20 protein-coding genes and 1 riboswitch are annotated in these 21,650 nt (G+C 57.9%); of the genes, 8 read left to right on the top strand and 12 right to left on the bottom strand.

The annotated features are described in order from the left end of the window. The first annotated feature begins 64 nt into the window (after positions 1-64). Positions 65-4,288, top strand: coding sequence for a DNA-directed RNA polymerase subunit beta' (gene rpoC / locus IAE48_RS22870; protein ID WP_200135687.1), 4,224 nt, complete (start codon positions 65-67; stop codon positions 4,286-4,288). Positions 4,289-4,430: 142 nt separating this feature from the next. Continuing rightward, positions 4,431-5,492, top strand: coding sequence for an alpha/beta fold hydrolase (locus tag IAE48_RS22865; protein WP_200135689.1), 1,062 nt, complete (start codon positions 4,431-4,433; stop codon positions 5,490-5,492). On the opposite strand, the gene IAE48_RS22860 is transcribed toward IAE48_RS22865, so the two are convergent. The 10 genes from IAE48_RS22860 to IAE48_RS22815 form a co-directional block, all read right to left on the bottom strand. Beyond that, positions 5,422-6,459 (bottom strand): AraC family transcriptional regulator, encoded by a 1,038-nt coding sequence (locus IAE48_RS22860; RefSeq protein ID WP_200135686.1) that lies wholly within the window; start codon positions 6,457-6,459, stop codon positions 5,422-5,424. The genes IAE48_RS22865 and IAE48_RS22860 overlap by 71 nt on opposite strands. Positions 6,460-6,595: 136 nt before the next feature. Further along, entirely contained in the window at positions 6,596-6,913 is a 318-nt protein-coding gene (locus tag IAE48_RS22855) for a PTS lactose/cellobiose transporter subunit IIA (RefSeq protein ID WP_200135685.1), read from the bottom strand. 4 nt (positions 6,914-6,917) lie between these two features. Further along, positions 6,918-7,223 carry a PTS sugar transporter subunit IIB gene (locus IAE48_RS22850; RefSeq protein ID WP_023479403.1) on the bottom strand — a complete coding sequence of 102 codons (306 nt, stop codon included), beginning with the start codon at positions 7,221-7,223 and terminating at the stop codon, positions 6,918-6,920. Positions 7,224-7,560: 337 nt separating this feature from the next. Beyond that, positions 7,561-8,715, bottom strand: coding sequence for a 2-iminoacetate synthase ThiH (thiH, locus tag IAE48_RS22845; protein ID WP_094419093.1), 1,155 nt, complete (start codon positions 8,713-8,715; stop codon positions 7,561-7,563). Further along, on the bottom strand, positions 8,712-9,482 hold the full coding sequence (gene thiG, locus IAE48_RS22840) for a thiazole synthase (protein WP_042716087.1): 771 nt from the start codon (positions 9,480-9,482) through the stop codon (positions 8,712-8,714). Before thiG ends, thiH begins: the two co-directional genes overlap by 4 nt. Before the next feature lies 1 nt (position 9,483). Next, positions 9,484-9,684 carry a sulfur carrier protein ThiS gene (gene thiS, locus IAE48_RS22835; RefSeq protein ID WP_042716089.1) on the bottom strand — a complete coding sequence of 67 codons (201 nt, stop codon included), beginning with the start codon at positions 9,682-9,684 and terminating at the stop codon, positions 9,484-9,486. Then, on the bottom strand, positions 9,665-10,423 hold the full coding sequence (locus IAE48_RS22830; RefSeq protein WP_042716090.1) for a HesA/MoeB/ThiF family protein: 759 nt from the start codon (positions 10,421-10,423) through the stop codon (positions 9,665-9,667). Before IAE48_RS22830 ends, thiS begins: the two co-directional genes overlap by 20 nt. Beyond that, entirely contained in the window at positions 10,416-11,051 is a 636-nt protein-coding gene (gene thiE / locus IAE48_RS22825; protein ID WP_200135684.1) for a thiamine phosphate synthase, read from the bottom strand. Before thiE ends, IAE48_RS22830 begins: the two co-directional genes overlap by 8 nt. Then, on the bottom strand, positions 11,051-12,946 hold the full coding sequence (thiC, locus tag IAE48_RS22820) for a phosphomethylpyrimidine synthase ThiC (RefSeq protein WP_200135683.1): 1,896 nt from the start codon (positions 12,944-12,946) through the stop codon (positions 11,051-11,053). Before thiC ends, thiE begins: the two co-directional genes overlap by 1 nt. Before the next feature lie 83 nt (positions 12,947-13,029). Beyond that, positions 13,030-13,166: riboswitch (TPP riboswitch) on the bottom strand. A gap of 54 nt (positions 13,167-13,220) precedes the next feature. Then, positions 13,221-13,724 carry an Rsd/AlgQ family anti-sigma factor gene (locus tag IAE48_RS22815; RefSeq protein WP_023479394.1) on the bottom strand — a complete coding sequence of 168 codons (504 nt, stop codon included), beginning with the start codon at positions 13,722-13,724 and terminating at the stop codon, positions 13,221-13,223. Between the two features lie 79 nt (positions 13,725-13,803). Between IAE48_RS22815 and nudC the strand changes: the two genes are divergently transcribed. From nudC to IAE48_RS22785, 6 genes are all read left to right on the top strand, one after another. After that, a complete protein-coding gene (nudC, locus tag IAE48_RS22810; protein WP_128483874.1) occupies positions 13,804-14,577 on the top strand; it encodes an NAD(+) diphosphatase in 774 nt (257 codons plus the stop codon). Positions 14,578-14,616: 39 nt separating this feature from the next. Then, positions 14,617-15,681 carry a uroporphyrinogen decarboxylase gene (gene hemE / locus IAE48_RS22805; RefSeq protein ID WP_023479397.1) on the top strand — a complete coding sequence of 355 codons (1,065 nt, stop codon included), beginning with the start codon at positions 14,617-14,619 and terminating at the stop codon, positions 15,679-15,681. A gap of 9 nt (positions 15,682-15,690) precedes the next feature. Continuing rightward, on the top strand, positions 15,691-16,371 hold the full coding sequence (nfi, locus tag IAE48_RS22800) for a deoxyribonuclease V (protein WP_034812663.1): 681 nt from the start codon (positions 15,691-15,693) through the stop codon (positions 16,369-16,371). Between the two features lie 33 nt (positions 16,372-16,404). Next, on the top strand, positions 16,405-16,995 hold the full coding sequence (locus IAE48_RS22795) for a YjaG family protein (protein ID WP_023479398.1): 591 nt from the start codon (positions 16,405-16,407) through the stop codon (positions 16,993-16,995). Between the two features lie 186 nt (positions 16,996-17,181). Beyond that, positions 17,182-17,454, top strand: a complete 273-nt coding sequence (gene hupA / locus IAE48_RS22790) for a nucleoid-associated protein HU-alpha (protein ID WP_002884342.1) — start codon at positions 17,182-17,184, stop codon at positions 17,452-17,454. Between the two features lie 12 nt (positions 17,455-17,466). Beyond that, a complete protein-coding gene (locus IAE48_RS22785) occupies positions 17,467-18,159 on the top strand; it encodes a DUF1481 domain-containing protein (RefSeq protein ID WP_200135688.1) in 693 nt (230 codons plus the stop codon). Positions 18,160-18,430: 271 nt separating this feature from the next. On the opposite strand, the gene purD is transcribed toward IAE48_RS22785, so the two are convergent. After that, positions 18,431-19,726 (bottom strand): phosphoribosylamine--glycine ligase, encoded by a 1,296-nt coding sequence (gene purD / locus IAE48_RS22780; protein ID WP_200135682.1) that lies wholly within the window; start codon positions 19,724-19,726, stop codon positions 18,431-18,433. Between the two features lie 15 nt (positions 19,727-19,741). Beyond that, on the bottom strand, positions 19,742-21,331 hold the full coding sequence (gene purH, locus IAE48_RS22775; RefSeq protein ID WP_200135681.1) for a bifunctional phosphoribosylaminoimidazolecarboxamide formyltransferase/IMP cyclohydrolase: 1,590 nt from the start codon (positions 21,329-21,331) through the stop codon (positions 19,742-19,744). Between the last annotated feature and the right edge of the window lie 319 nt (positions 21,332-21,650).

Genomic DNA, 21,650 nt, shown 5'->3' with positions numbered 1-21,650 from the left:
CAGGTCACTGGTGCCGGGGTAACACCCGGCACCAGATTGTGCTAACTCCGACGGGAGCAAATCCGTGAAAGACTTATTAAAGTTTCTGAAAGCGCAAACTAAAACCGAAGAGTTTGATGCGATCAAAATTGCTCTGGCTTCGCCAGACATGATCCGTTCATGGTCTTTTGGTGAAGTTAAGAAGCCAGAAACCATCAACTACCGTACGTTCAAACCTGAGCGTGACGGCCTTTTCTGTGCGCGTATTTTCGGGCCAGTAAAAGATTACGAGTGCCTGTGCGGTAAGTACAAGCGCCTGAAACACCGCGGTGTGATCTGTGAGAAGTGCGGCGTTGAAGTGACCCAGACTAAAGTGCGTCGTGAGCGCATGGGCCACATCGAACTGGCTTCCCCGACCGCGCACATTTGGTTCCTGAAATCACTGCCGTCCCGTATCGGTCTGCTGCTGGATATGCCGCTGCGTGATATCGAACGCGTTCTCTACTTCGAATCCTATGTGGTTATCGAAGGTGGGATGACCAACCTGGAACGTAACCAGATCCTGACTGAAGAGCAGTATCTGGACGCGCTGGAAGAGTTCGGTGACGAATTCGACGCGAAGATGGGCGCAGAAGCGATCCAGGCCCTGCTGAAAAGCATGGATCTGGAGCAAGAGTGCGAACAGCTGCGTGAAGAGCTGAACGAAACCAACTCCGAAACCAAACGTAAGAAGCTGACCAAACGTATCAAGCTGCTGGAAGCCTTCGTACAGTCTGGTAACAAGCCGGAGTGGATGATCCTGACCGTTCTGCCAGTGCTGCCGCCGGACCTGCGTCCGCTGGTTCCGCTGGACGGTGGTCGTTTCGCAACGTCGGATCTGAACGATCTGTACCGTCGCGTGATCAACCGTAACAACCGTCTGAAACGTCTGCTGGATCTGGCGGCACCGGACATCATCGTACGCAACGAAAAACGTATGCTGCAGGAAGCGGTCGACGCCCTGCTGGATAACGGCCGTCGCGGTCGTGCGATCACCGGTTCCAACAAGCGTCCGCTGAAATCTTTGGCCGATATGATCAAAGGTAAGCAGGGTCGTTTCCGTCAGAACCTGCTCGGTAAGCGTGTTGACTACTCCGGTCGTTCTGTAATCACCGTAGGTCCATACCTGCGTCTGCATCAGTGCGGTCTGCCGAAGAAAATGGCGCTGGAACTGTTCAAACCGTTCATTTACGGCAAGCTGGAACTGCGTGGCCTCGCCACCACCATCAAAGCCGCGAAGAAAATGGTTGAGCGCGAAGAAGCTGTCGTTTGGGATATCCTGGACGAAGTTATCCGCGAACACCCGGTACTGCTGAACCGTGCACCAACACTGCACCGTCTGGGTATCCAGGCGTTTGAACCGGTACTGATCGAAGGTAAAGCGATCCAGCTGCACCCGCTGGTTTGTGCGGCATATAACGCCGACTTCGATGGTGACCAGATGGCTGTTCACGTACCGCTGACGCTGGAAGCCCAGCTGGAAGCGCGTGCGCTGATGATGTCTACCAACAACATCCTGTCTCCGGCGAACGGCGAACCAATCATCGTTCCGTCTCAGGACGTTGTACTGGGTCTCTACTACATGACCCGTGACTGTGTTAACGCCAAAGGCGAAGGCATGGTGCTGACTGGCCCGAAAGAAGCTGAGCGTATTTACCGCGCTGGCCTGGCCTCTCTGCATGCGCGCGTTAAAGTGCGTATCACCGAATATGAAAAAGATGCTAACGGCGAGTTCGTTGCGACCACCAGCCTGAAAGACACGACCGTTGGCCGTGCCATTCTGTGGATGATCGTACCGAAAGGTCTGCCTTTCTCTATCGTCAACCAGGCGCTGGGCAAGAAAGCGATCTCCAAAATGCTGAACACCTGTTACCGCATTCTGGGTCTGAAGCCGACCGTTATCTTCGCTGACCAGACGATGTACACCGGCTTTGCTTATGCAGCGCGTTCAGGTGCATCCGTTGGTATCGATGACATGGTCATCCCGGAGAAGAAACACGAGATCATCTCCGAAGCGGAAGCCGAAGTTGCTGAGATCCAGGAGCAGTTCCAGTCTGGTCTGGTTACCGCGGGCGAACGCTATAACAAAGTTATCGATATTTGGGCCGCGGCGAACGATCGCGTATCCAAAGCGATGATGGATAACCTGCAGACTGAAACCGTTATTAACCGTGACGGCGTTGAAGAGCAGCAGGTTTCCTTTAACAGCATCTACATGATGGCCGACTCCGGTGCGCGTGGTTCTGCAGCCCAGATTCGTCAGCTTGCTGGTATGCGTGGTCTGATGGCGAAGCCGGATGGCTCCATCATCGAAACGCCGATCACTGCGAACTTCCGTGAAGGTCTGAACGTACTCCAGTACTTCATCTCCACGCACGGTGCGCGTAAAGGTCTGGCGGATACCGCACTGAAAACCGCGAACTCCGGTTACCTGACCCGTCGTCTGGTTGACGTGGCACAGGATCTGGTTGTAACCGAAGACGATTGTGGAACCCTCGAAGGGATCATCATGACGCCGGTTATCGAAGGTGGCGACGTTAAAGAGCCGCTGCGCGATCGCGTTCTGGGTCGTGTGACCGCTGAAGACATTCTGAAGCCGGGCACCGCAGACATTCTGGTTCCGCGCAACACGCTGCTGCACGAACAGTGGTGTGACCTGCTGGAAGCGAACTCTGTCGACTCCGTGAAAGTGCGTTCCGTTGTATCCTGCGACACCGACTTTGGTGTGTGCGCCCACTGCTATGGTCGTGACCTGGCGCGTGGCCACATCATCAACAAAGGTGAAGCCATCGGCGTTATCGCAGCACAGTCCATCGGTGAGCCGGGTACACAGCTGACGATGCGTACGTTCCACATCGGTGGTGCGGCATCGCGTGCGGCTGCTGAATCCAGCATCCAGGTGAAAAACAAAGGTAGCATCCGTCTGAGCAATGCGAAGTCGGTTGTTAACTCCAGCGGTAAGCTGGTGGTCACCTCCCGTAACACTGAGCTGAAACTGATCGACGAATTTGGTCGTACCAAAGAGAGCTATAAAGTGCCTTACGGTGCGGTGATGGCGAAGGGTGATGGCGAGCAGGTTGCCGGCGGTGAAACCGTTGCAAACTGGGATCCGCACACCATGCCGGTAATCACCGAAGTGGCTGGTTTCATCCGCTTCACCGACATGATCGATGGTCAGACGATTACCCGTCAGACTGACGAACTGACCGGTCTCTCTTCGCTGGTGGTTCTGGACTCTGCAGAGCGTACCGCTGGCGGTAAAGACCTGCGTCCGGCACTGAAAATCGTTGATGCCAATGGCAACGACGTACTGATCCCAGGCACCGATATGCCTGCCCAGTACTTCCTGCCGGGTAAAGCGATTGTTCAGCTGGAAGATGGCGTACAGATCAGCTCCGGTGACACCCTGGCACGTATTCCGCAGGAATCCGGCGGTACCAAGGATATTACCGGTGGTCTGCCGCGCGTTGCGGATCTGTTCGAAGCACGTCGTCCGAAAGAGCCGGCAATCCTGGCTGAAATCAGCGGTATTATTTCCTTCGGTAAAGAGACCAAAGGGAAACGCCGTCTGGTGATCACGCCGGTTGACGGTAGCGATCCGTACGAAGAGATGATCCCGAAATGGCGTCAGCTCAACGTGTTTGAAGGTGAACGTGTAGAACGTGGTGACGTGGTTTCCGACGGTCCGGAAGCACCGCACGACATTCTGCGTCTTCGTGGCGTACACGCGGTAACGCGTTATATCACCAACGAAGTACAGGACGTTTACCGTCTGCAGGGCGTTAAGATCAACGATAAGCACATCGAAGTTATCGTTCGTCAGATGCTGCGTAAAGCCACCATTGTGAACGCGGGCAGCTCCGAGTTCCTGGAAGGCGAGCAGGTTGAATACTCTCGCGTCAAGATTGCTAACCGCGATCTCGAATCGAACGGCAAAATCAGTGCAACCTATGCACGCGATCTGCTGGGTATCACCAAAGCGTCTCTGGCGACCGAGTCCTTCATCTCCGCGGCATCGTTCCAGGAGACGACTCGTGTGCTTACCGAAGCAGCCGTTGCGGGCAAACGCGACGAACTGCGCGGTCTGAAAGAGAACGTTATCGTGGGTCGTCTGATCCCGGCCGGTACCGGTTATGCGTACCACCAGGATCGTATGCGCCGTCGCGCCGCTGGCGAACTGCCGGCAGCACCGCAGGTCACTGCGGAAGACGCGTCCGCGAGCCTCGCAGAACTGCTGAACGCAGGTCTGGGCGGTTCCGACAACGAGTAATCGTTTCTCGTCATAAAAACCCGCTTCGGCGGGTTTTTTTATGCCTGAAATCCGCTAAACCGGTCCTCGATCGCGTTTCAGGACGCCCGCCGCACAAGGGACGGGCACACTCAGCGTTCTGTTAACCCATCAGGAACGCATGATGTCCTTACGCACACTCATTCTCTCTTTTACGCTTCTTCTGAGCGGCATAACCCATGCCGACACCGCCTTTCGCCAGCTGCATCTGCAAGAGGATAAAGCCCGCCCGCTCGATGTCGCCATCTGGTATCCCACTACACAAACCGGCACTCCGGAAACGGTGGGCGACAACCCGGTTTTTGTCGGCACACCGGCTCTGCGTAACGCACAGCCCGCAACCGGTAAACATCCCTTATTGCTGCTTTCACACGGTTACGGCGGCAACTGGCGCAACCTTAACTGGCTGGCGCAGCGCATGGCGGCGCAGGGGTATATTGTCGCCGCGCCCGATCATCCGGGCACCACCACCCGCAATAAAGTGCAGCAGGATGCCTGGCAGCTCTGGCAGCGGCCGCGCGATTTGCGCCGCGTAATGAATGACCTGATTGGCGATCCTGCTATTGCTGGTCAGGTGGATACCCGACGCATTGCTGCGCTCGGCCACTCGCTGGGTGGCTGGACGGTGATGGAGCTGGCAGGCGCGCGCTTCGATGCCGGACGTTTTCAAACGGATTGTAAAAGCCATCCCGCGCTGGCGGGCTGTAAGCTGATCCCAGCCCTCGGCATCAATCGTCCTGAGGCATCTGCTCCGTTGAGGGAGAGCCAGCGCGAGCCGCTGATCAAAGCCGTTGTTTCGCTGGATTTGGGGCTGGCGCGCGGTTTCACGCCTGAAAGCCTTGCGCAACTGAATGTGCCGGTGCTGATCCTCTCCGCGCAGGCCGACAGCGACGAGTTACCTGCCCGGCTGGAGTCCGGCTATCTGCAACACTACATTCCGGCGACGAAGCAGCAGGCACAAAGCGTTACGGGCGCAACCCACTTTAGTTTTATGCAGCTCTGCAAGCCCGGCGCGAAAGCATTGATTGAGGCGCAGGATCCGGGCGAAGGGATTGTGTGTGAGGATGGCGGTTCGCTAAGCCGGGCTGACATTCATCAGCGGCTTAGCGACACGATCACGGCTTTTCTGCAACAGGCGCTGGATTACCCGCCGCGCGGCGAAACTCAGTCGGGCTCACCCCGCTGATACGCACAAACTCGCGGTTGAAGTTGGATTTGGTAGCAAAGCCAGCATCCAGCATGATGCTGGTGACGGGCGCATCGGTGGTGAGCAGCAGGTGTTGGGCATGGTGAATGCGAAAGCCATTAATCCACTGTGAGACATTGCAGCCGCGCACCGCATTGACGGCGCGTGAAATCTGGCGCGCAGGGATCACCCATTTTCGCGCCAGCAGATCGAGCGTCAGGTCGCTATTGAGAAACAGCTGCTGTTCGGTAAGACGCGCCTCCAGCTTTTCGCAGAGCGTCACCAGATCGCTATCCACCTCCACGCTTTGTACGTCGGCTGGCGGTATTAGCGGTGTTTCATCAGCGGCGGGGATTTTCTTGCCGCTGTAGAGAATGGCGAGGCAGATAAACGGCAGCAGTATCGCCTGCGAGAGGGCGACGAGGCGCGGTGCCTGCAAGCCGTCATACCAGGCGAAGTCGAGCATAATCGCCACATCGGTCAGGCCGCTAAAGCAGAGAAACGCCCCGGCAAGAAAGGCCATCACCGAGGTGCTACGCGCATCTGTTAACCGCGTCAGCACAAAGGCATCCGCGCCCCGGTAAGCGGTCCAAATCAACGCGCCGCCGTAACCGATGTAGAGCAGCATCAGAACAAAGTCGGTAGCCATAGGCGCAATCAGGTTCAGCGTCAGCGCGATGACAGGCGGCAGCAGCGAGGCAAGGCGTTCAGAGGTGCGGCTTTGATCGGTGACGCGGGCAAAACAGCGCCATGCCAGCGGCGGCAGCGCAATCGCCAGCATCGACTGTAGCTGTCGCAAAATCAGCGCATCAAATTGCCAGCGCAGCGCCGTCATCAGCACTAGCAGCGCGCAGCCGGTGATAAAGGTGGCGAGGGTGCGATAGCCGGAGGGGCGTTGTAGCCAGACCTTCGCCAGCAGCATCAGTAGCAGGGAGAGGGTATAAAACGGAACGGGAATGGCGGGCATCAGGCACCTGCGGTGGTGATTACGATCGGCGAATGCCATGTTGTGCCATAAAACGGCGCGGAATACACCTCACCGTTTTGGCAGCAATAAAAAACGCCCGATAAAGCGGGCGTCTCTTATGGGACTGAAGCGACAATCAAGCGCGCGGGGGAAGCCTGCGGTAGATCTCAATCAGGTCGTCGGCCAGATCCTGGATGACCATCGCGTTCATCAGGTGGTCCTGCGAGTGAACGGTGATCAGATTGACCGGCAGTTTACCGGTACCTTCGTCCAGACCGATTAGCTGGGTCTGGATTTTGTGGGCGGCTTTAACAAATTCGCGTGACTCCTCCATCGCTTTTTCCGCGTCGTCTAAATCGCCTTTCCGCGCCATCTGCAGCGCGGTCAGTGCCTGGCTGCGCGCCGCACCGGCGTTGACCAGCAGTTCCATAATGATGGTTTCTAACTCTTCCACGCGCTCACTCCAGCAGCTTAAGGGCTTTTTCCAGTACGACATCGCCTTTCATCATGCCGTAATCCATCATATCGATCACCGCCACCTTCTTGCCCAGCGGCTCGGCCTGCGCCTGCAGTTTTGCCTGCTCATACTTCACCTGCGGCCCCAGCAACACGATATCTGCCGTTGCAATCTCATCTTTAAAGTCCGCAACAGGAACCGCTTTGATAGTGACCTCGACGCCTTTCTTTTGCGCCGCGTCTTTCATTCGTTGCACCAACATGCTGGTGGACATACCTGCTGCACAGCATAAAACGATGTTTTTCATAGTCAGCCTCGGTGTTGATGGGATGATTGATAATTATCCGTCGGCGTTGACTTCAACAACCGCTTTACGGTGATTGTGTGTCTGGCATCACAAAGAAAGGGCAGCGAATGTGAAACCGGTTACAACCTGACATCACTTCGTTTCACTCCTTGCATCACCGTCGTTGGTCACGCTGTTTTTCAGCGTGATAAGCAGCGTACCTGCCAAAGGGGGGGCGGAGCGGGAGAGGGGAACGGCGCCCGCTCCGGTCAGTGTACGCTGACGAAGCAAGGTTGCCGCAGCGGGCGCTGTGGTGCCAGCGCCCGAATTTCACTTTACGTAACAGGCCGCAAGAAAATTAACCGTTTATCAGCGTATTACTCTTTTTTTGCGGCACACGTCCCAGCCAGCTATCCCAGTCTTTCCACACCGGTTGCAGCCCACGGGCGATTAGCGCATCGGCGACCGCCTCCGGGCGACGTCCATCATGGGGCGAGAACTGCTCCAGCTCCGGGTGATCGTCGGCATAGCCGCCGGGCTGCGTTTTAGAAAACGCACTGACATTGTTGATGGCGAGGGGAATAACATGATCGCGAAAGTGCGGCGACTCGCGCGTCGACAGAGACAGCTCGGTATCCGGTGCCAGCAGGCGAAACGCGCAGATGGTCTGCACCAGTTGTTTCTCGTCCATGATTGACGCCGGTTCGATCCCGCCCGCGCAGGGGCGCAGGCGAGGAAACGACACCGAGTAGCGGCTCTGCCAGTAGTGCTGCTGTAACCAGAGCAGATGCTCCGCCACCATATAGCAGTCGACGCGCCAGCTGTCGGATAACCCCATCAACGCGCCAAGGCCGATCTTATCGATCCCCGCACGGCCAAGGCGATCCGGCGTCTCCAGCCGCCAGAAAAAGTCCTGCTTTTTGCCGCGCAGATGATGCCTGGCATACTGCGCCTCGTGGTAGGTCTCCTGGTAGACCATCACGCCATCCAGCCCAAGCCCTTTTAGCTCGCGATACTCCTCTTCAGAAAGCGGCTGCACTTCCATCTGCAATGAGGCGAACTGGCGGCGAATAGCAGGGAAATGGCGGCGAAAATAGTCCATACCCACTTTTCCCTGATGCTCGCCGGTGACCAGCAGCAGATGCTCAAACCCCAATTCACGCAGGGCAGCGCACTCGCGGGCGATCTCCTCCTCATCCAGCGTTTTGCGCTTCAAATGGTTGCTCATGGAGAAACCGCAATAGGTGCAGTCATTAGCGCAGAGGTTCGACAGATAGAGCGGGACATAAAAACTGACGGTGTTGCCAAAGCGCTGACGGGTCAGGCGCTGCGCTTTTTGCGCCAGCGGCTCCAGCAGCTCGCTGGCCGCCGGGGAGAGCAGGGCCATCATATCGTCGCGGGTCACTTGCCGGGCGTTAAGCGCGCGCTCGACGTCAGCGGTGGTCTTGCTGTGAATACGCAGGCGGATATCATCCCAGTTCAGCTGCCGCCAGCGGTCGGTAAAGGTATTCATTGCAGCGTCTCCAGAAAGCCGGTCAGCGGGCTGGTGGCCGCTGCGTAGTGTTGACGCGCGCCCGGCACGGCACGACGCGCCAGCGCCCCGGCTTCCACCGCCAGACGAAACGCGCGCGCCATGGCGACCGGATCATCCGCAACGGCGATGGCGGTGTTGACCAGCACCGCATCCGCGCCCATCTCCAGCGCCAGCGCGGCATGGCTTGGTGCGCCGATGCCGGCATCGATCACTACCGGCACGCTGGCCTGCTCAATGATGATCTCCAGCATGGCGCGGGTCTCCAGCCCCTGATTCGAGCCAATCGGCGCGCCGAGCGGCATCACCGCGGCACACCCCACCTCTTCCAGCCGTTTGCATAACACCGGATCTGCGCCACAGTAGGGCAGTACCACAAACCCGCTCTGCACCAGCTTTTCTGCCGCGCGCAGGGTTTCGATAGGGTCCGGCAGCAGCCAGCGCGCATCGGGGTGGATCTCCAGCTTCAGCCAGTGTGTGCCCAGCGCTTCTCGCGCCAGTTGGGCGGCAAAGATCGCCTCTTCGGCATTTTTCGCGCCGGAGGTGTTTGGCAGCAGGGTGACGCCCGCGTCTATCAGCGGCTGCAAAATAGCGTCATTGCGCTGACGTAAATCGACGCGCTTCATTGCCAGCGTCACCAGCTCGCTGCCCGCAGCCTGAATCGACTCCACCATCAGCTGCGGCGTGGCGAATTTTCCCGTGCCGGTAAAGAGGCGTGAGGAAAAGGTTTTATCTGCAATACGTAACATCTCAACCCCCTGCGATAACCTGAAACAGCAGGATGCGATCGCCATCCTGCAACTGTTGTTCTTCCCAGCGCTCGCGCGGCAGAATCGCCTCGTTTAGCGCCAGCGCGACGCCCGGCTTTAACTGTTCAAGCTCCTTAAGCAGGTCGGCAACGCTCAGCGTTTGTGCGCAGGTCATCGGTTCATCATTGAAGCGAATCTGCATGATGCCCTCCGCAGACCGGGCAGGCGCTGGCGCGCTGCAATGCGAGGGTGCGCCACAGGTTGGTGCGGGCGTCAAACAGCCGCAGCTCCCCCTGCGCCGCCTGCATGCCGGTTAACAGCTTGATCGCTTCGAGTGCCTGCATCGCCCCCATAATGCCGACCACCGGGCCAACAATACCCGCCGTGCGGCAGTTGCGTTCCGGTTCGCGCTCGTCGGGCCACAAGCAGCGGTAGCAGCCCTGCTCCCAGGGCGGGGTGAGCACCAGCAACTGGCCGCCAAAACCGACGGCGCTGGCAGAAACCAGCGGCGTATTACGCGCCACGCAGGCGGCGTTAATCGCCTGGCGGGTCTGCATGTTATCGCTGCAATCGAGCACCACATCGGCGCGCGAGACCTCTTCAAGCAGCGCGTCGCCGCTGAGCCGCTGTGAGAGAGAGACCAGTTCAATCTCCGGGTTGAGCTGATGCAGCCGCTCTGCCGTCACCGTGGCTTTGGGTTGGTTGATATCGCGCGAGGTAAAGAGGATCTGCCGTTGCAGGTTGCTCAGGTGCACGGCGTCATCATCCGCCAGCACCAGCATGCCGACACCCGCGCCCGCCAGGTAGGCGGCGGCCGGTGCGCCAAGACCGCCAAGGCCGACAATCAATACCCGGCCATCGAGCAGCTTCTGTTGCCCGGCGATAGCGATCTCCTCCAGCAAGATCTGGCGGCTGTAGCGCATAAAGTCGTGATCATTCATCGCCCACCCCCGCGAGATCCAGCAGCTGCCGCGTGGCCGGCTGCCACTCATCCGCCTGGGTAATGGCGCTCACCACGGCAATGCTGCCGACGCCCGTTGCCAGCACCTCGGGCGCGCGCGAAAGGCTGATACCGCCAATTGCCACCGTCGGATAGTCGCCGAGCCGGGCAACGTGGCGCGTAAGCGTTGCCAGCCCCTGCGGAGCGGAGGGCATCTGCTTGGTTTGCGTCGGGAAAACGTGCCCAAGGGCGATATAGGAGGGGCGCGCCGCCAGCGCGACGTCAATTTCCATATCATCATGGGTTGAGAGGCCGAGCCGCAGCCCGGCCTGGCGAATGGCGGTTAAGTCGGTAGCCGCAAGATCTTCCTGACCGAGATGCACGCCGTAGGCCTGGTGTTTAATCGCCAGCCGCCAGTAATCATTGATAAACAGCCGCGCGTTGTAACGGCGCGCAAGGGCAATAGCGGCTATCACGTCCGCTTCCACCTCTTCGTCGCGCTTATCTTTGATCCGCAGTTGCAGGGTGCGTACGCCTGCATCCAGCAGGCGGGCGATCCACTCCACGCTATCGACCACCGGATAGAGCCCGAGGCGAAAGGGCACCGGCGGGAAATCAGGCTGGTACATTACGCCTCCTCCTGTTTCAGGTAGATCTCCCCGCCGCGGGCGCGGAAGTCGCTGGCTTTATCCGCCATGCCCGCATCGATGCTCTGCGCAGCGGCGTAGTCACGTACCTCCTGAGAAATCTTCATCGAGCAGAATTTCGGCCCGCACATCGAGCAGAAGTGCGCCACTTTGCCCGACTCTTGCGGCAGGGTTTCATCGTGATAGGCGCGGGCGGTGAAGGGGTCGAGGGCGAGGTTAAACTGATCTTCCCAGCGGAACTCAAATCGCGCTTTCGACATGGCGTTATCGCGGATCTGCGCGCCAGGGTGGCCTTTGGCCAGATCCGCAGCGTGGGCGGCGATTTTGTAGGTAATCAGCCCCTGTTTGACATCCTCTTTGTTCGGCAAGCCGAGGTGCTCTTTCGGCGTGACATAGCAGAGCATCGCGCAGCCAAACCAGCCAATCATTGCCGCGCCGATGCCGGAGGTGAAGTGGTCATAGCCCGGCGCGATATCGGTGGTGAGCGGCCCAAGAGTGTAGAAGGGCGCTTCGTGGCAGCTCTCCAGCTCTTCGGTCATATTGCGGCGGATCATCTGCATCGGCACATGGCCAGGGCCTTCAATCATCACCTGCACGTCATACTCCCAGGCGATTTTGGTCAGTTCACCCAGCGTATGCAGCTCGGCGAATTGCGCTTCGTCATTGGCGTCCTGAATCGATCCCGGGCGCAGGCCGTCTCCCAAAGAGAGAGAGACGTCGTAGGCGGCGCAAATCTCGCAGATCTCGCGGAAATGGGTATAGAGGAAGTTCTCCTGATGGTGCGAAAGGCACCACTTCGCCATGATTGAGCCGCCGCGCGAGACAATGCCCGTCAGGCGCTGCGCGGTCATCGGCACATAGCGCAGCAGCACACCGGCATGGATGGTGAAGTAGTCGACTCCCTGTTCCGCCTGCTCCAGCAGGGTGTCGCGGAACACTGACCAACTGAGATCTTCAGCGATCCCATTAACCTTTTCGAGCGCCTGGTAGATCGGAACCGTGCCGATCGGCACCGGGCTGTTACGCAGGATCCACTCGCGGGTTTCATGAATATAGCGACCGGTAGAGAGATCCATCACCGTATCCGCGCCCCAGCGGGTTGACCACACCAGCTTCTCCACCTCTTCTTCAATTGATGAGGTGACAGCAGAGTTGCCGATATTGGCGTTCACTTTCACCAGGAAGTTGCGGCCAATGATCATCGGCTCTGATTCAGGATGGTTGATGTTGGCGGGAATGATGGCCCGGCCCGCCGCCACTTCAGCGCGGACAAACTCTGGCGTAATGTTTTCGGGCAGCCGCGCGCCAAAGCCTTCTCCAGGGTGCTGGCGACGCAATACTTCACTGCGAATGCGCTCGCGTCCCATATTTTCGCGCAGGGCGATAAATTCCATTTCGGGGGTAATGATGCCCAAACGGGCATAGTGCAGCTGCGTCACGCATCTACCCGCTTTGGCGCGGCGCGGCGTCAGCAGGCCGCTAAAACGCAGCGCATCAAGGCCGTCATCCGCCAGGCGTTGGTTGGTATAGGCCGAACTGCGATGGTCTAGCTCTTCGCTGTCATCGCGGGCGGCAATCCACGCTGCGCGCAGCTTAGCCAGCCCCTGCTGCACATCAATGGCAATCGCCGGATCGCCGTACGGACCGGAGGTGTCATACACCGGCACCGCCTCGTTCTCTTCATACTGCGGGGCGGTTTTGGCACCGCCGACGAGCGTCGGGCTGAGCTGGATTTCACGCATTGGCACGCGAATATCGGGCTGTGAGCCAGTGAGGTAGATGCGGCGGGAGTTGGGGAAAGCGGTGCCTTCCAGCGTATCGATAAAGTGTTGCGCCTGGGCGCGTTGTTCACGGCGTGAATATTGAGTAGTAGACATAGCTCATTCCAGTGTTAAAGGAGATGGCTTGTCAGACGACGGATGGAGTAATGGCAGCAAACCGCCCGTGAGGGTGGTGTGGTGGATGGATTACTCTTGTTCCCTTCGCAGGTATTAGCCTGATCAGGTTCCGCGGATCCCGAATTAACGGTCTCAGCCTTTTTACACCTCAGCTTTCAGAAAGCGTGGGTGTAAAAGAGTGGCACTCCGACAAGAAAAACCCCCGCCCGAAGCGGGGGACTGTTTTTTAAACTACGCGTTATTGGTTAAGAACTCAAGCCGGGCGCGCCATCCCGGTTTCATCATTGGCGCTTTCGCTGAGGTGGTTATCGAACGCCAGCGTGATCAGCTGATCTTCCAGCGTAAAACGCGCCGCCAGCGCTTCACCGATGTCTGAGAGAGCCTGCTGGAACTCCATGCAGTTGTCATCATCGATGGACTGTTCGAGGCTGGAATCATAATGTTTCATGATTTCAACGGTATTGGCTTCAAGCTGCGGGTAGAGCTGAGTCGCCGCTAAAAGTGGGCTGGCGCCTTCCATTTCATTGATGATGCGTTCATAAATAGTGAAATGACCGGCGGAAAGGTATTCAACCAGGTTATGGCAAAAATCATCCAGCGCTTTTTCGTTAAGCTGCATGTACGACCCTTTGCCCGGCTTGATCCCCACCAGGTTGTAATAGGAGATGAGAAGCTGCTTACGTTCGTTGAGCCAGAAATCGATAAGCTTGTTACTTCCCCCCAGTCGTTCTGTCAGGCTTTCTAACTGGTTCAGCATAAATGACTCCGCAAAATGTAAGATTAAAAATGATGTAATAATAATGTTAATAACATGCCAGTGAAGCTAAGGTCGCGCAATGGTACAAACTCTTGAAGCTCATCACCGTGGCTGGTGGATAGTCAGCCATGAACAAAAATTATGGTTGCCCGCTGGAGAATTACCACATGGAGAGGCAGGAAATTTCGATCTTGTGGGTCAACCCGCGCAAATTATCGGCGAATGGCAGGGAGAGAGCGTCTGGCTTGTTCGCCAACAGCGCTCCAGCGAGATGGGATCGGTACGTTTACTGATCGATCAGGATACCGCGCTGTTCCAGTTAGCCGGGCGCGGCGTGCAGCTGGCCGAGTTTTACCGGTCGCATCAGTTTTGTGGCTACTGTGGGCACACCATGCACCCCAGCAAAACCGAGTGGGCGATGCTCTGCGACCACTGCCGGGAACGCTACTATCCACAAATTGCCCCCTGCATTATTGTCGCTATTCGCCGCGATGACAGCCTGCTACTTGCCCAGCATACGCGTCATCGTAATGGCGTGTATACCGTGCTGGCCGGATTTGTTGAAGTCGGCGAGACGCTGGAGCAGGCGGTAGCGCGCGAGGTGATGGAGGAGAGCGGGATTAAAATCAAGAACCTGCGTTATGTCACCTCCCAGCCGTGGCCCTTCCCGCAATCATTAATGACTGCGTTTATGGCCGAGTATGAGAGCGGTGAGATCGTCATTGATACCAAAGAGCTGATCGATGCCGGCTGGTATCGCTACGACGACCTGCCGCTGCTTCCGCCGCCGGGTACCGTCGCGCGCCGCCTGATCGAGGATACCGTGGCGATGTGTCGGGCAGAGAGCGAATAAGGTGTATATACTGGCGGCCTGACGCTTGAGGAACTGACAATGACCGAACTGAAAAACGATCGTTACCTGCGCGCGCTTCAGCGCCAGCCAGTAGATATGACGCCGGTATGGATGATGCGCCAGGCAGGCCGCTATTTGCCGGAATATAAGGCGACCCGTGCGCAAGCCGGCGACTTTATGTCGCTGTGCCGCAATGCGGAGCTGGCCTGTGAAGTGACGATGCAGCCGCTGCGCCGCTACAAGCTGGATGCGGCGATCCTCTTCTCCGATATCCTGACGGTGCCGGATGCGATGGGGCTGGGGCTCTATTTCGAAGCCGGTGAAGGGCCGCGTTTTAGCCATCCCATCACCTGTAAAGCGGATGTGGACAAGCTGCCGGTGCCGGACCCGGAGGATGAGCTGGGTTACGTGATGAACGCCGTGCGCACTATTCGCCGTGAGCTGAAAGGCGAAGTGCCGCTGATTGGTTTTTCCGGCAGCCCGTGGACGCTGGCGACCTACATGATTGAAGGCGGCAGCAGCAAAGCGTTTACCAAAATCAAAAAGATGATGTACGCCGAGCCGCTGGTGCTGCATGCACTGCTGGATAAGCTGGCGCAGAGCGTCACCTCCTATCTCAACGCGCAGATCCGCGCGGGCGCACAGTCAGTGATGATCTTCGACACCTGGGGCGGCGTGCTGACCGGGCGCGACTACCAGCAGTTCTCTCTCTACTACATGCATAAAATCGTCGATGGCCTGCTGCGTGAAAACGAGGGGCGTCGCGTGCCGGTGACCCTGTTTACCAAAGGCGGCGGCCAGTGGCTGGAAGCGATGGCGGCGACCGGCTGCGATGCGCTCGGCCTCGACTGGACCACCGATATTGGCGATGCGCGCCGTCGCGTTGGCGACAAAGTGGCGCTGCAGGGCAACATGGATCCCTCCATGCTTTATGCGCCGCCTGCACGCATTGAGGAAGAAGTGTCTACAATTCTCTCTGGCTTTGGCAAAGGCGAAGGCCATGTATTTAACCTCGGTCACGGCATCCACCAGGATGTCCCACCGGAACATGCAGGAGTATTTGTCGAGGCGGTTCACCGTCTGTCGGCGCCCTGGCATCAATAAGGAGTGAATATGGATCTCGCGTCGCTACGCGCACAACAACTTGAACTGGCCTCTTCCGTGATCCGCGAGGATCGTCTTGATAAAGATCCGCCGACGTTGATCGGCGGGGCGGATGTCGGTTTCGAGCAGGGTGGCGAAGTGACGCGGGCGGCAATGGTGCTGCTCACCTGGCCTTCGCTTGAACTGGTTGAGTATCAGGTGGCGCGTATAGCCACCACCATGCCCTATATTCCCGGCTTCCTCTCATTTCGTGAGTATCCCGCGCTGCTGGCGGCCTGGGAGATGCTGTCGCAAAAACCCGATTTACTTTTTGTCGACGGGCATGGGATCTCCCATCCGCGCCGCCTTGGCGTTGCCAGCCATTTTGGCCTGCTGGTGGATGTGCCGACCATCGGCGTGGCGAAAAAACGGCTGTGCGGGAAGTTCGAACCGCTGGCCGATGAGCCCGGTGCGCTATCGCCGCTGATGGATAAAGGCGAACAGTTGGCGTGGGTATGGCGCAGTAAAGCGCGCTGTAATCCGCTCTTCGTCGCTACCGGTCATCGCGTCAGCCAGGATACTGCGCTGGCGTGGGTGCAGCGCTGCATGAAGGGCTACCGCTTGCCGGAGCCAACGCGCTGGGCAGACGCCGTGGCATCGGGTCGCCCCGCCTTTGCGCGATGGCAGGCAATTCAGCGCGATATCGGGTAAACTGCGGCGCATTACCGTTTTTGAGAAGCGATCATGTTACAAAACCCGATTCATCTGCGACTGGAAAAGCAGGAAAGCTGGCAGCACGTTGTTTTCATGGCCTGTCTGTGCGAGCGCATGTACCCCAACTATGCGCTGTTCTGCCGCCAGACCGGCTTTGGCGATGCGCAGCTCTATCGCCGTATCCTTGACCTGGTGTGGGAAACAGAGACCGTCAAAGATGCGAAGGTCAATTTCGACAGCCAGCTTGAGAAGCTGGAAGAGGGGATCCCCGCCGCAGAGGATTACGATCTCTACGGTGTCTACCCGGCGATTGACGCCTGTGTCGCGCTGAGCGAGTTGATTCATTCGCGTCTGAGCGGTGAAACGCTGGAACACGCCATTGAGGTCAGCAAGACCTCGATCACCACCGTCGCGATGCTGGAAATGACGCAGCAGGGCCGCGAAATGACCGATGAAGAGCTGGGTCTCAACCCCGCTGTAGAGCAGGAATGGGACATTCAGTGGGAGATTTTCCGCCTTTTGGCCGCCTGCGAAGAGCGTGATATTGACCTGATCAAAGGCTTGCGCGCAGACCTGCGCGAGGCTGGCGAGAGTAATATCGGTATAAATTTGCAGCAATGAGACAATAAAACGTGATTTAAGGCCTGTTTTGTCGCGCCTGAAGGCTTCCCTTCTGACCCCCGTCTGGTCTACATTTGGGGGGCGAAAAAAAGTGGCTATCGGTGCGTGTATGCAGGAGAGTGCTTTTGAGGCATTTCCGTCGCACTCGATGCTTAGCAAGCGATAAACACATTGAAAGGATAACTTATGAACAAGACTCAACTGATTGATGTAATTGCAGACAAGGCTGATCTGTCTAAAGCGCAAGCGAAAGCTGCACTGGAATCCACCCTGGCTGCCATTACTGAGTCTCTGAAAGAAGGCGATGCGGTACAACTGGTTGGTTTCGGCACTTTCAAAGTGAACCACCGCGCTGAGCGTACTGGCCGCAACCCGCAGACCGGTAAAGAAATCAAAATCGCCGCAGCTAACGTGCCGGCATTTGTTTCTGGCAAAGCACTGAAAGACGCTGTTAAGTAAGACAGCATGGCAGTGAACAGTTTTGTCGAAGGGGCGGTAACGCCCCTTTTGTCATACTGGCGTCGCCCGCTTTTGCTGGTCGGCGCACTGCTGCTTGCCGCCTGTAGCCACGATTCGTCATTGCCGCCCTTTACCGCCAGCGGTTTCGCCGGCGATCAGGGCGCAATACGCATCTGGCGTAAAGATTCAGGCGGTGAGACCCACCTGCTCTCCGCATTTAGCCCGTGGCACCGTGGGAACACCTCTTTAGCTGAGTATCGCTGGCAAGGCGATGCGCTAACCCTTATCGAACTCAATATCTACGCCAACCCGCCTGAGCATATTCGTGTGCGTTTTGACGATCGCGGCGAGTTGAGCTTTATGCAACGCGAAGTGAACGGCCAGAAGCAGCAGCTCTCCAGCGACCAGATTGCGCTTTATCGCTACCGCGCCGAACAGATCCGCCAGACCAGCGATGCGCTGCGTCAGGGACGGGTTGTGTTGCGTCAGGGGCGGTGGCAGGCAAATAACACGGTGCAGACCTGCGAAGGGCAGACCGTGAAGCCAGAGCTTGATACGTGGGCGTTAAACCATATTGCGCAGCGCCAGAGCCATTCGTCGCTGGCGGTGAGCGTGGCGTGGCTGGAAGCGCCGGAAGGGGCACAGCTGTTGCTGGTGGCGAATGAGGATTTCTGTCACTGGCAGCCGACAGAGAAGAATTTTTAGCGTTGGTGCCATCGGTGTGTTGCCCGATGGCGGCGATGCCTTATCGGGCCTACGAAAAGCGCTTTCACGACAGTGAGATGTGTTCCGTAGGCCGGGTAAGCGCAGCGCCACCCGGCAATGACCACGGCACGGTTTTGTAGGCCGGATAAGCGGAGCGCCATCCGGCAATGACCACGGCACAGTTTTGTAGGCCGGATAAGCGCAGTGCCATCCGGCAATTCGCCTTCTGAACGCCGGATAAGCACAATCCCACCCGGCCGTGAAGCGCGTGCTACTTGTTGCCCTGTTCGCGGGCAATCGCGCGGTAACCAATATCGCTGCGGCTAAAGCTGCCATCCCAGTGGATATCGGTCATCAGCGCATAAGCGCGCTGCTGCGCTTCGGCAACGGTGTCACCAAGCGCGGTCACGCACAGCACACGTCCGCCGTTGGTCAGCACCCGATCGTCGTCAGCAAGCGTGGTACCGGCGTGGAAAACTTTTCCGTCCGCCACCTCTTCCAACGGCAGGCCGTGGATCTGATCTCCAGTGCGATAGTTACCCGGATAGCCTCCGGCTGCCATCACCACACCAAGCGACGCGCGCGCATCCCATTTCGAGACTTTCTCATCCAGCTTGCCGTCACAGGCTGCCAGGCAGAGCTCTACCAGGTCTGATTGCAGGCGCAGCATAATCGGCTGCGTCTCCGGGTCGCCAAAGCGGCAGTTGAACTCGATCACCTTCGGGTTGCCCTGCTTATCGATCATCAGCCCGGCATAGAGGAAACCGGTGTAGGTATTCCCTTCTGCCGCCATGCCGCGTACGGTTGGCCAGATGACCTGGTCCATTGCCCGCTGGTGGACTTCATCGGTCACCACCGGCGCCGGGGAGTACGCGCCCATACCGCCGGTATTCGGGCCGGTATCGCCGTCGCCGACGCGTTTGTGATCCTGGCTGGTTGCCATCGGCAGCACATGCTCGCCGTCGACCATCACAATAAAGCTCGCCTCTTCGCCGTCGAGAAACTCCTCAATCACAATGCGGTGGCCCGCATCGCCAAAGGCGTTACCGGCGAGCATATCGTTGACTGCCGCTTCCGCCTCTTCCAGCGTCATGGCGACAATCACCCCTTTACCGGCTGCCAGACCGTCAGCTTTGATGACAATCGGCGCGCCTTTCTCGCGCAGGTAAGCCAGCGCTGGCTCTACCTCGGTAAAGTTCTGGTACTCCGCCGTCGGAATATTGTGGCGGGCGAGGAAATCTTTGGTGAAGGCTTTGGAGCCCTCCAGCTGTGCCGCGCCTTGGGTCGGGCCAAAAATTTTCAGCCCCTGCGCGCGAAAGGCATCAACCACGCCAATCACCAGCGGCGCTTCCGGGCCGACGATGGTCAGATCGATCTTCTCGCTCTGGGCGAAATTAACCAGCGCCGGAATATCCGTTGCGCTAATCGCCACGTTTTGCAGCGTCGGCTCCAGCGCTGTGCCTGCGTTACCCGGTGCGACAAAGACAGTTTCAACCCGTTTAGACTGGGCAGCTTTCCAGGCCAGCGCGTGTTCGCGCCCGCCGTTACCAATCACTAATACTTTCATTCTCTGCTCCGTAGATTAATGGCGGAAGTGACGCATGTCGGTGAAGATCATCGCGATGCCGTGCTCGTCAGCGGCGGCAATCACTTCGTCATCGCGGATAGATCCGCCCGGCTGGATAACGCAGCTCACGCCGACAGCGGCGGCGGCATCAATACCATCCCGGAACGGGAAGAAGGCGTCAGAAGCCATTGCGGAACCTTTCACTTCCAGCCCTTCGTCAGCGGCTTTGATACCGGCGATCTTGGCAGAGTAGACACGGCTCATCTGGCCTGCGCCGATACCGATGGTCATGTTCTCTTTGGCATAGACAATGGCGTTGGATTTAACGAACTTCGCTACCTTCCAGCAGAACAGCGCATCGCGCAGCTCCTGCTCGGTCGGCTGGCGCTTGCTGACCACACGCAGCTCATTAGCGGTTACCATGCTCAGGTCGCGATCCTGAACCAGCAGGCCGCCATTAACGCGTTTGAAATCGAGGCCCGGTACGCGCGCTGCCCACTGGCCGCAGACCAGTACGCGGACGTTCTGTTTGGCGGCGGTAATGCTCAGCGCTTCCTGAGTGGCAGAAGGGGCGATAATCACTTCCACAAACTGGCGGGAGATAATGGCCTGCGCCGTTTCAGCATCCAGTTCGCGGTTGAAAGCGATAATGCCACCGAACGCTGAGGTTGGGTCGGTTTTATAAGCGCGATCGTAAGCATCAACAATCGAGCCACCGACGGCGACTCCGCACGGGTTGGCGTGTTTCACAATCACGCAGGCGGGCTCATCAAACTCTTTCACACACTCCAGCGCCGCGTCGGTATCGGCGATGTTGTTATAGGAGAGCGCTTTGCCCTGCAGTTGCTGCGCGGTGGCAACGGAAGCCTCTTTGATCTCTTCTTCTATATAGAAGGCAGCATGCTGGTGGCTGTTTTCACCGTAGCGCATATCCTGCTTCTTAATGAAGTTGAGGTTCAGCGTGCGCGGGAAGCGGCCAGCTGGCTCTTTGCTCTCACCATGATAGGCGGGCACCAGGCTGCCGAAGTAGTTGGCGATCATGCTGTCGTAAGCGGCGGTGTGCTCAAAGGCTTTGATCGCGAGGTCGAAACGGGTTTCCAGCGTCAGCGAGCCGTCGTTGGCATCCATTTCATTAATGATGGTGGTGTAGTCGCTGCTCTTAACCACGATGGCGACATCTTTATGGTTCTTCGCGGCGGAGCGCACCATGGTCGGGCCGCCGATATCGATATTCTCAACGGCGTCTTCCAGCGAGCACCCTTCACGGGCAACGGTCTGGGCGAAGGGGTAGAGGTTGACCACCACCATATCGATTGGGGCGATGGCGTGCTGCGCCATGATGTCATCATCCTGGCCGCGACGGCCGAGAATGCCGCCGTGCACTTTCGGGTGCAGGGTTTTTACGCGTCCATCCATCATTTCCGGGAAACCGGTGTAGTCGGAGACTTCGGTCACCGGCAGGCCTTTATCTGCCAGCAGACGAGCGGTTCCGCCGGTAGAGAGCAGTTCGACGCCACGCTGTGAGAGCGCCTGGGCGAATTCGACGATACCGGCCTTATCAGAAACACTGAGCAGGGCGCGGCGGACTGGACGAGGTTGTTGCATGGTAAATCCCCTGGATTTGACTTTAACAGAGAGCGTTAGCTGAATTTTCGCTTCTTTATTATGGGAAGATTCAGCTAACACCCCAGGCAGGGCGGATTAATTTTGCGCGGGCATTGTAACGAAAACGTTTGCGCAACGCTCGGGAATTTTTCCACTTTTGGCGCTTTGTGGATAACTCTGTGCGTAAATGCGTATAAGGGCGGCTTTTGCTGTGGAATGCAGCAGTCAGTCATTTTTATGTCATTTTTCTATTGCGGGATGCGGAGAACTCCCTATAATGCGCCTCCATCGACACGGCGCTAAGCAAACAACAGCTTGC

The sequence above is a fragment of the Kosakonia sp. S57 genome (assembly GCF_016516575.1).
In the GTDB taxonomy this organism is placed as follows: domain Bacteria; phylum Pseudomonadota; class Gammaproteobacteria; order Enterobacterales; family Enterobacteriaceae; genus Kosakonia; species Kosakonia cowanii.
This window is presented reverse-complemented; position numbering and strand designations above follow the sequence as displayed.

Excerpts from the sequence above, each read along its gene's own strand:
- hupA (WP_002884342.1), top strand. The coding sequence starts at position 17,182 with ATGAACAAGACTCAACTGATTGATGTAATTGCAGACAAGGCTGATCTG.
- IAE48_RS22865 (WP_200135689.1), top strand. The coding sequence starts at position 4,431 with ATGTCCTTACGCACACTCATTCTCTCTTTTACGCTTCTTCTGAGCGGC.
- IAE48_RS22830 (WP_042716090.1), bottom strand. The coding sequence starts at position 10,423 with ATGAATGATCACGACTTTATGCGCTACAGCCGCCAGATCTTGCTGGAG.
- purH (WP_200135681.1), bottom strand. The coding sequence starts at position 21,331 with ATGCAACAACCTCGTCCAGTCCGCCGCGCCCTGCTCAGTGTTTCTGAT.
- IAE48_RS22795 (WP_023479398.1), top strand. The coding sequence starts at position 16,405 with ATGTTACAAAACCCGATTCATCTGCGACTGGAAAAGCAGGAAAGCTGG.
- nudC (WP_128483874.1), top strand. The coding sequence starts at position 13,804 with ATGGTACAAACTCTTGAAGCTCATCACCGTGGCTGGTGGATAGTCAGC.
- hemE (WP_023479397.1), top strand. The coding sequence starts at position 14,617 with ATGACCGAACTGAAAAACGATCGTTACCTGCGCGCGCTTCAGCGCCAG.
- IAE48_RS22815 (WP_023479394.1), bottom strand. The coding sequence starts at position 13,724 with ATGCTGAACCAGTTAGAAAGCCTGACAGAACGACTGGGGGGAAGTAAC.
- thiH (WP_094419093.1), bottom strand. The coding sequence starts at position 8,715 with ATGAATACCTTTACCGACCGCTGGCGGCAGCTGAACTGGGATGATATC.
- IAE48_RS22860 (WP_200135686.1), bottom strand. The coding sequence starts at position 6,459 with ATGCCCGCCATTCCCGTTCCGTTTTATACCCTCTCCCTGCTACTGATG.
- thiG (WP_042716087.1), bottom strand. The coding sequence starts at position 9,482 with ATGTTACGTATTGCAGATAAAACCTTTTCCTCACGCCTCTTTACCGGC.
- IAE48_RS22850 (WP_023479403.1), bottom strand. The coding sequence starts at position 7,223 with ATGAAAAACATCGTTTTATGCTGTGCAGCAGGTATGTCCACCAGCATG.
- purD (WP_200135682.1), bottom strand. The coding sequence starts at position 19,726 with ATGAAAGTATTAGTGATTGGTAACGGCGGGCGCGAACACGCGCTGGCC.
- thiS (WP_042716089.1), bottom strand. The coding sequence starts at position 9,684 with ATGCAGATTCGCTTCAATGATGAACCGATGACCTGCGCACAAACGCTG.
- thiE (WP_200135684.1), bottom strand. The coding sequence starts at position 11,051 with ATGTACCAGCCTGATTTCCCGCCGGTGCCCTTTCGCCTCGGGCTCTAT.
- nfi (WP_034812663.1), top strand. The coding sequence starts at position 15,691 with ATGGATCTCGCGTCGCTACGCGCACAACAACTTGAACTGGCCTCTTCC.
- thiC (WP_200135683.1), bottom strand. The coding sequence starts at position 12,946 with ATGTCTACTACTCAATATTCACGCCGTGAACAACGCGCCCAGGCGCAA.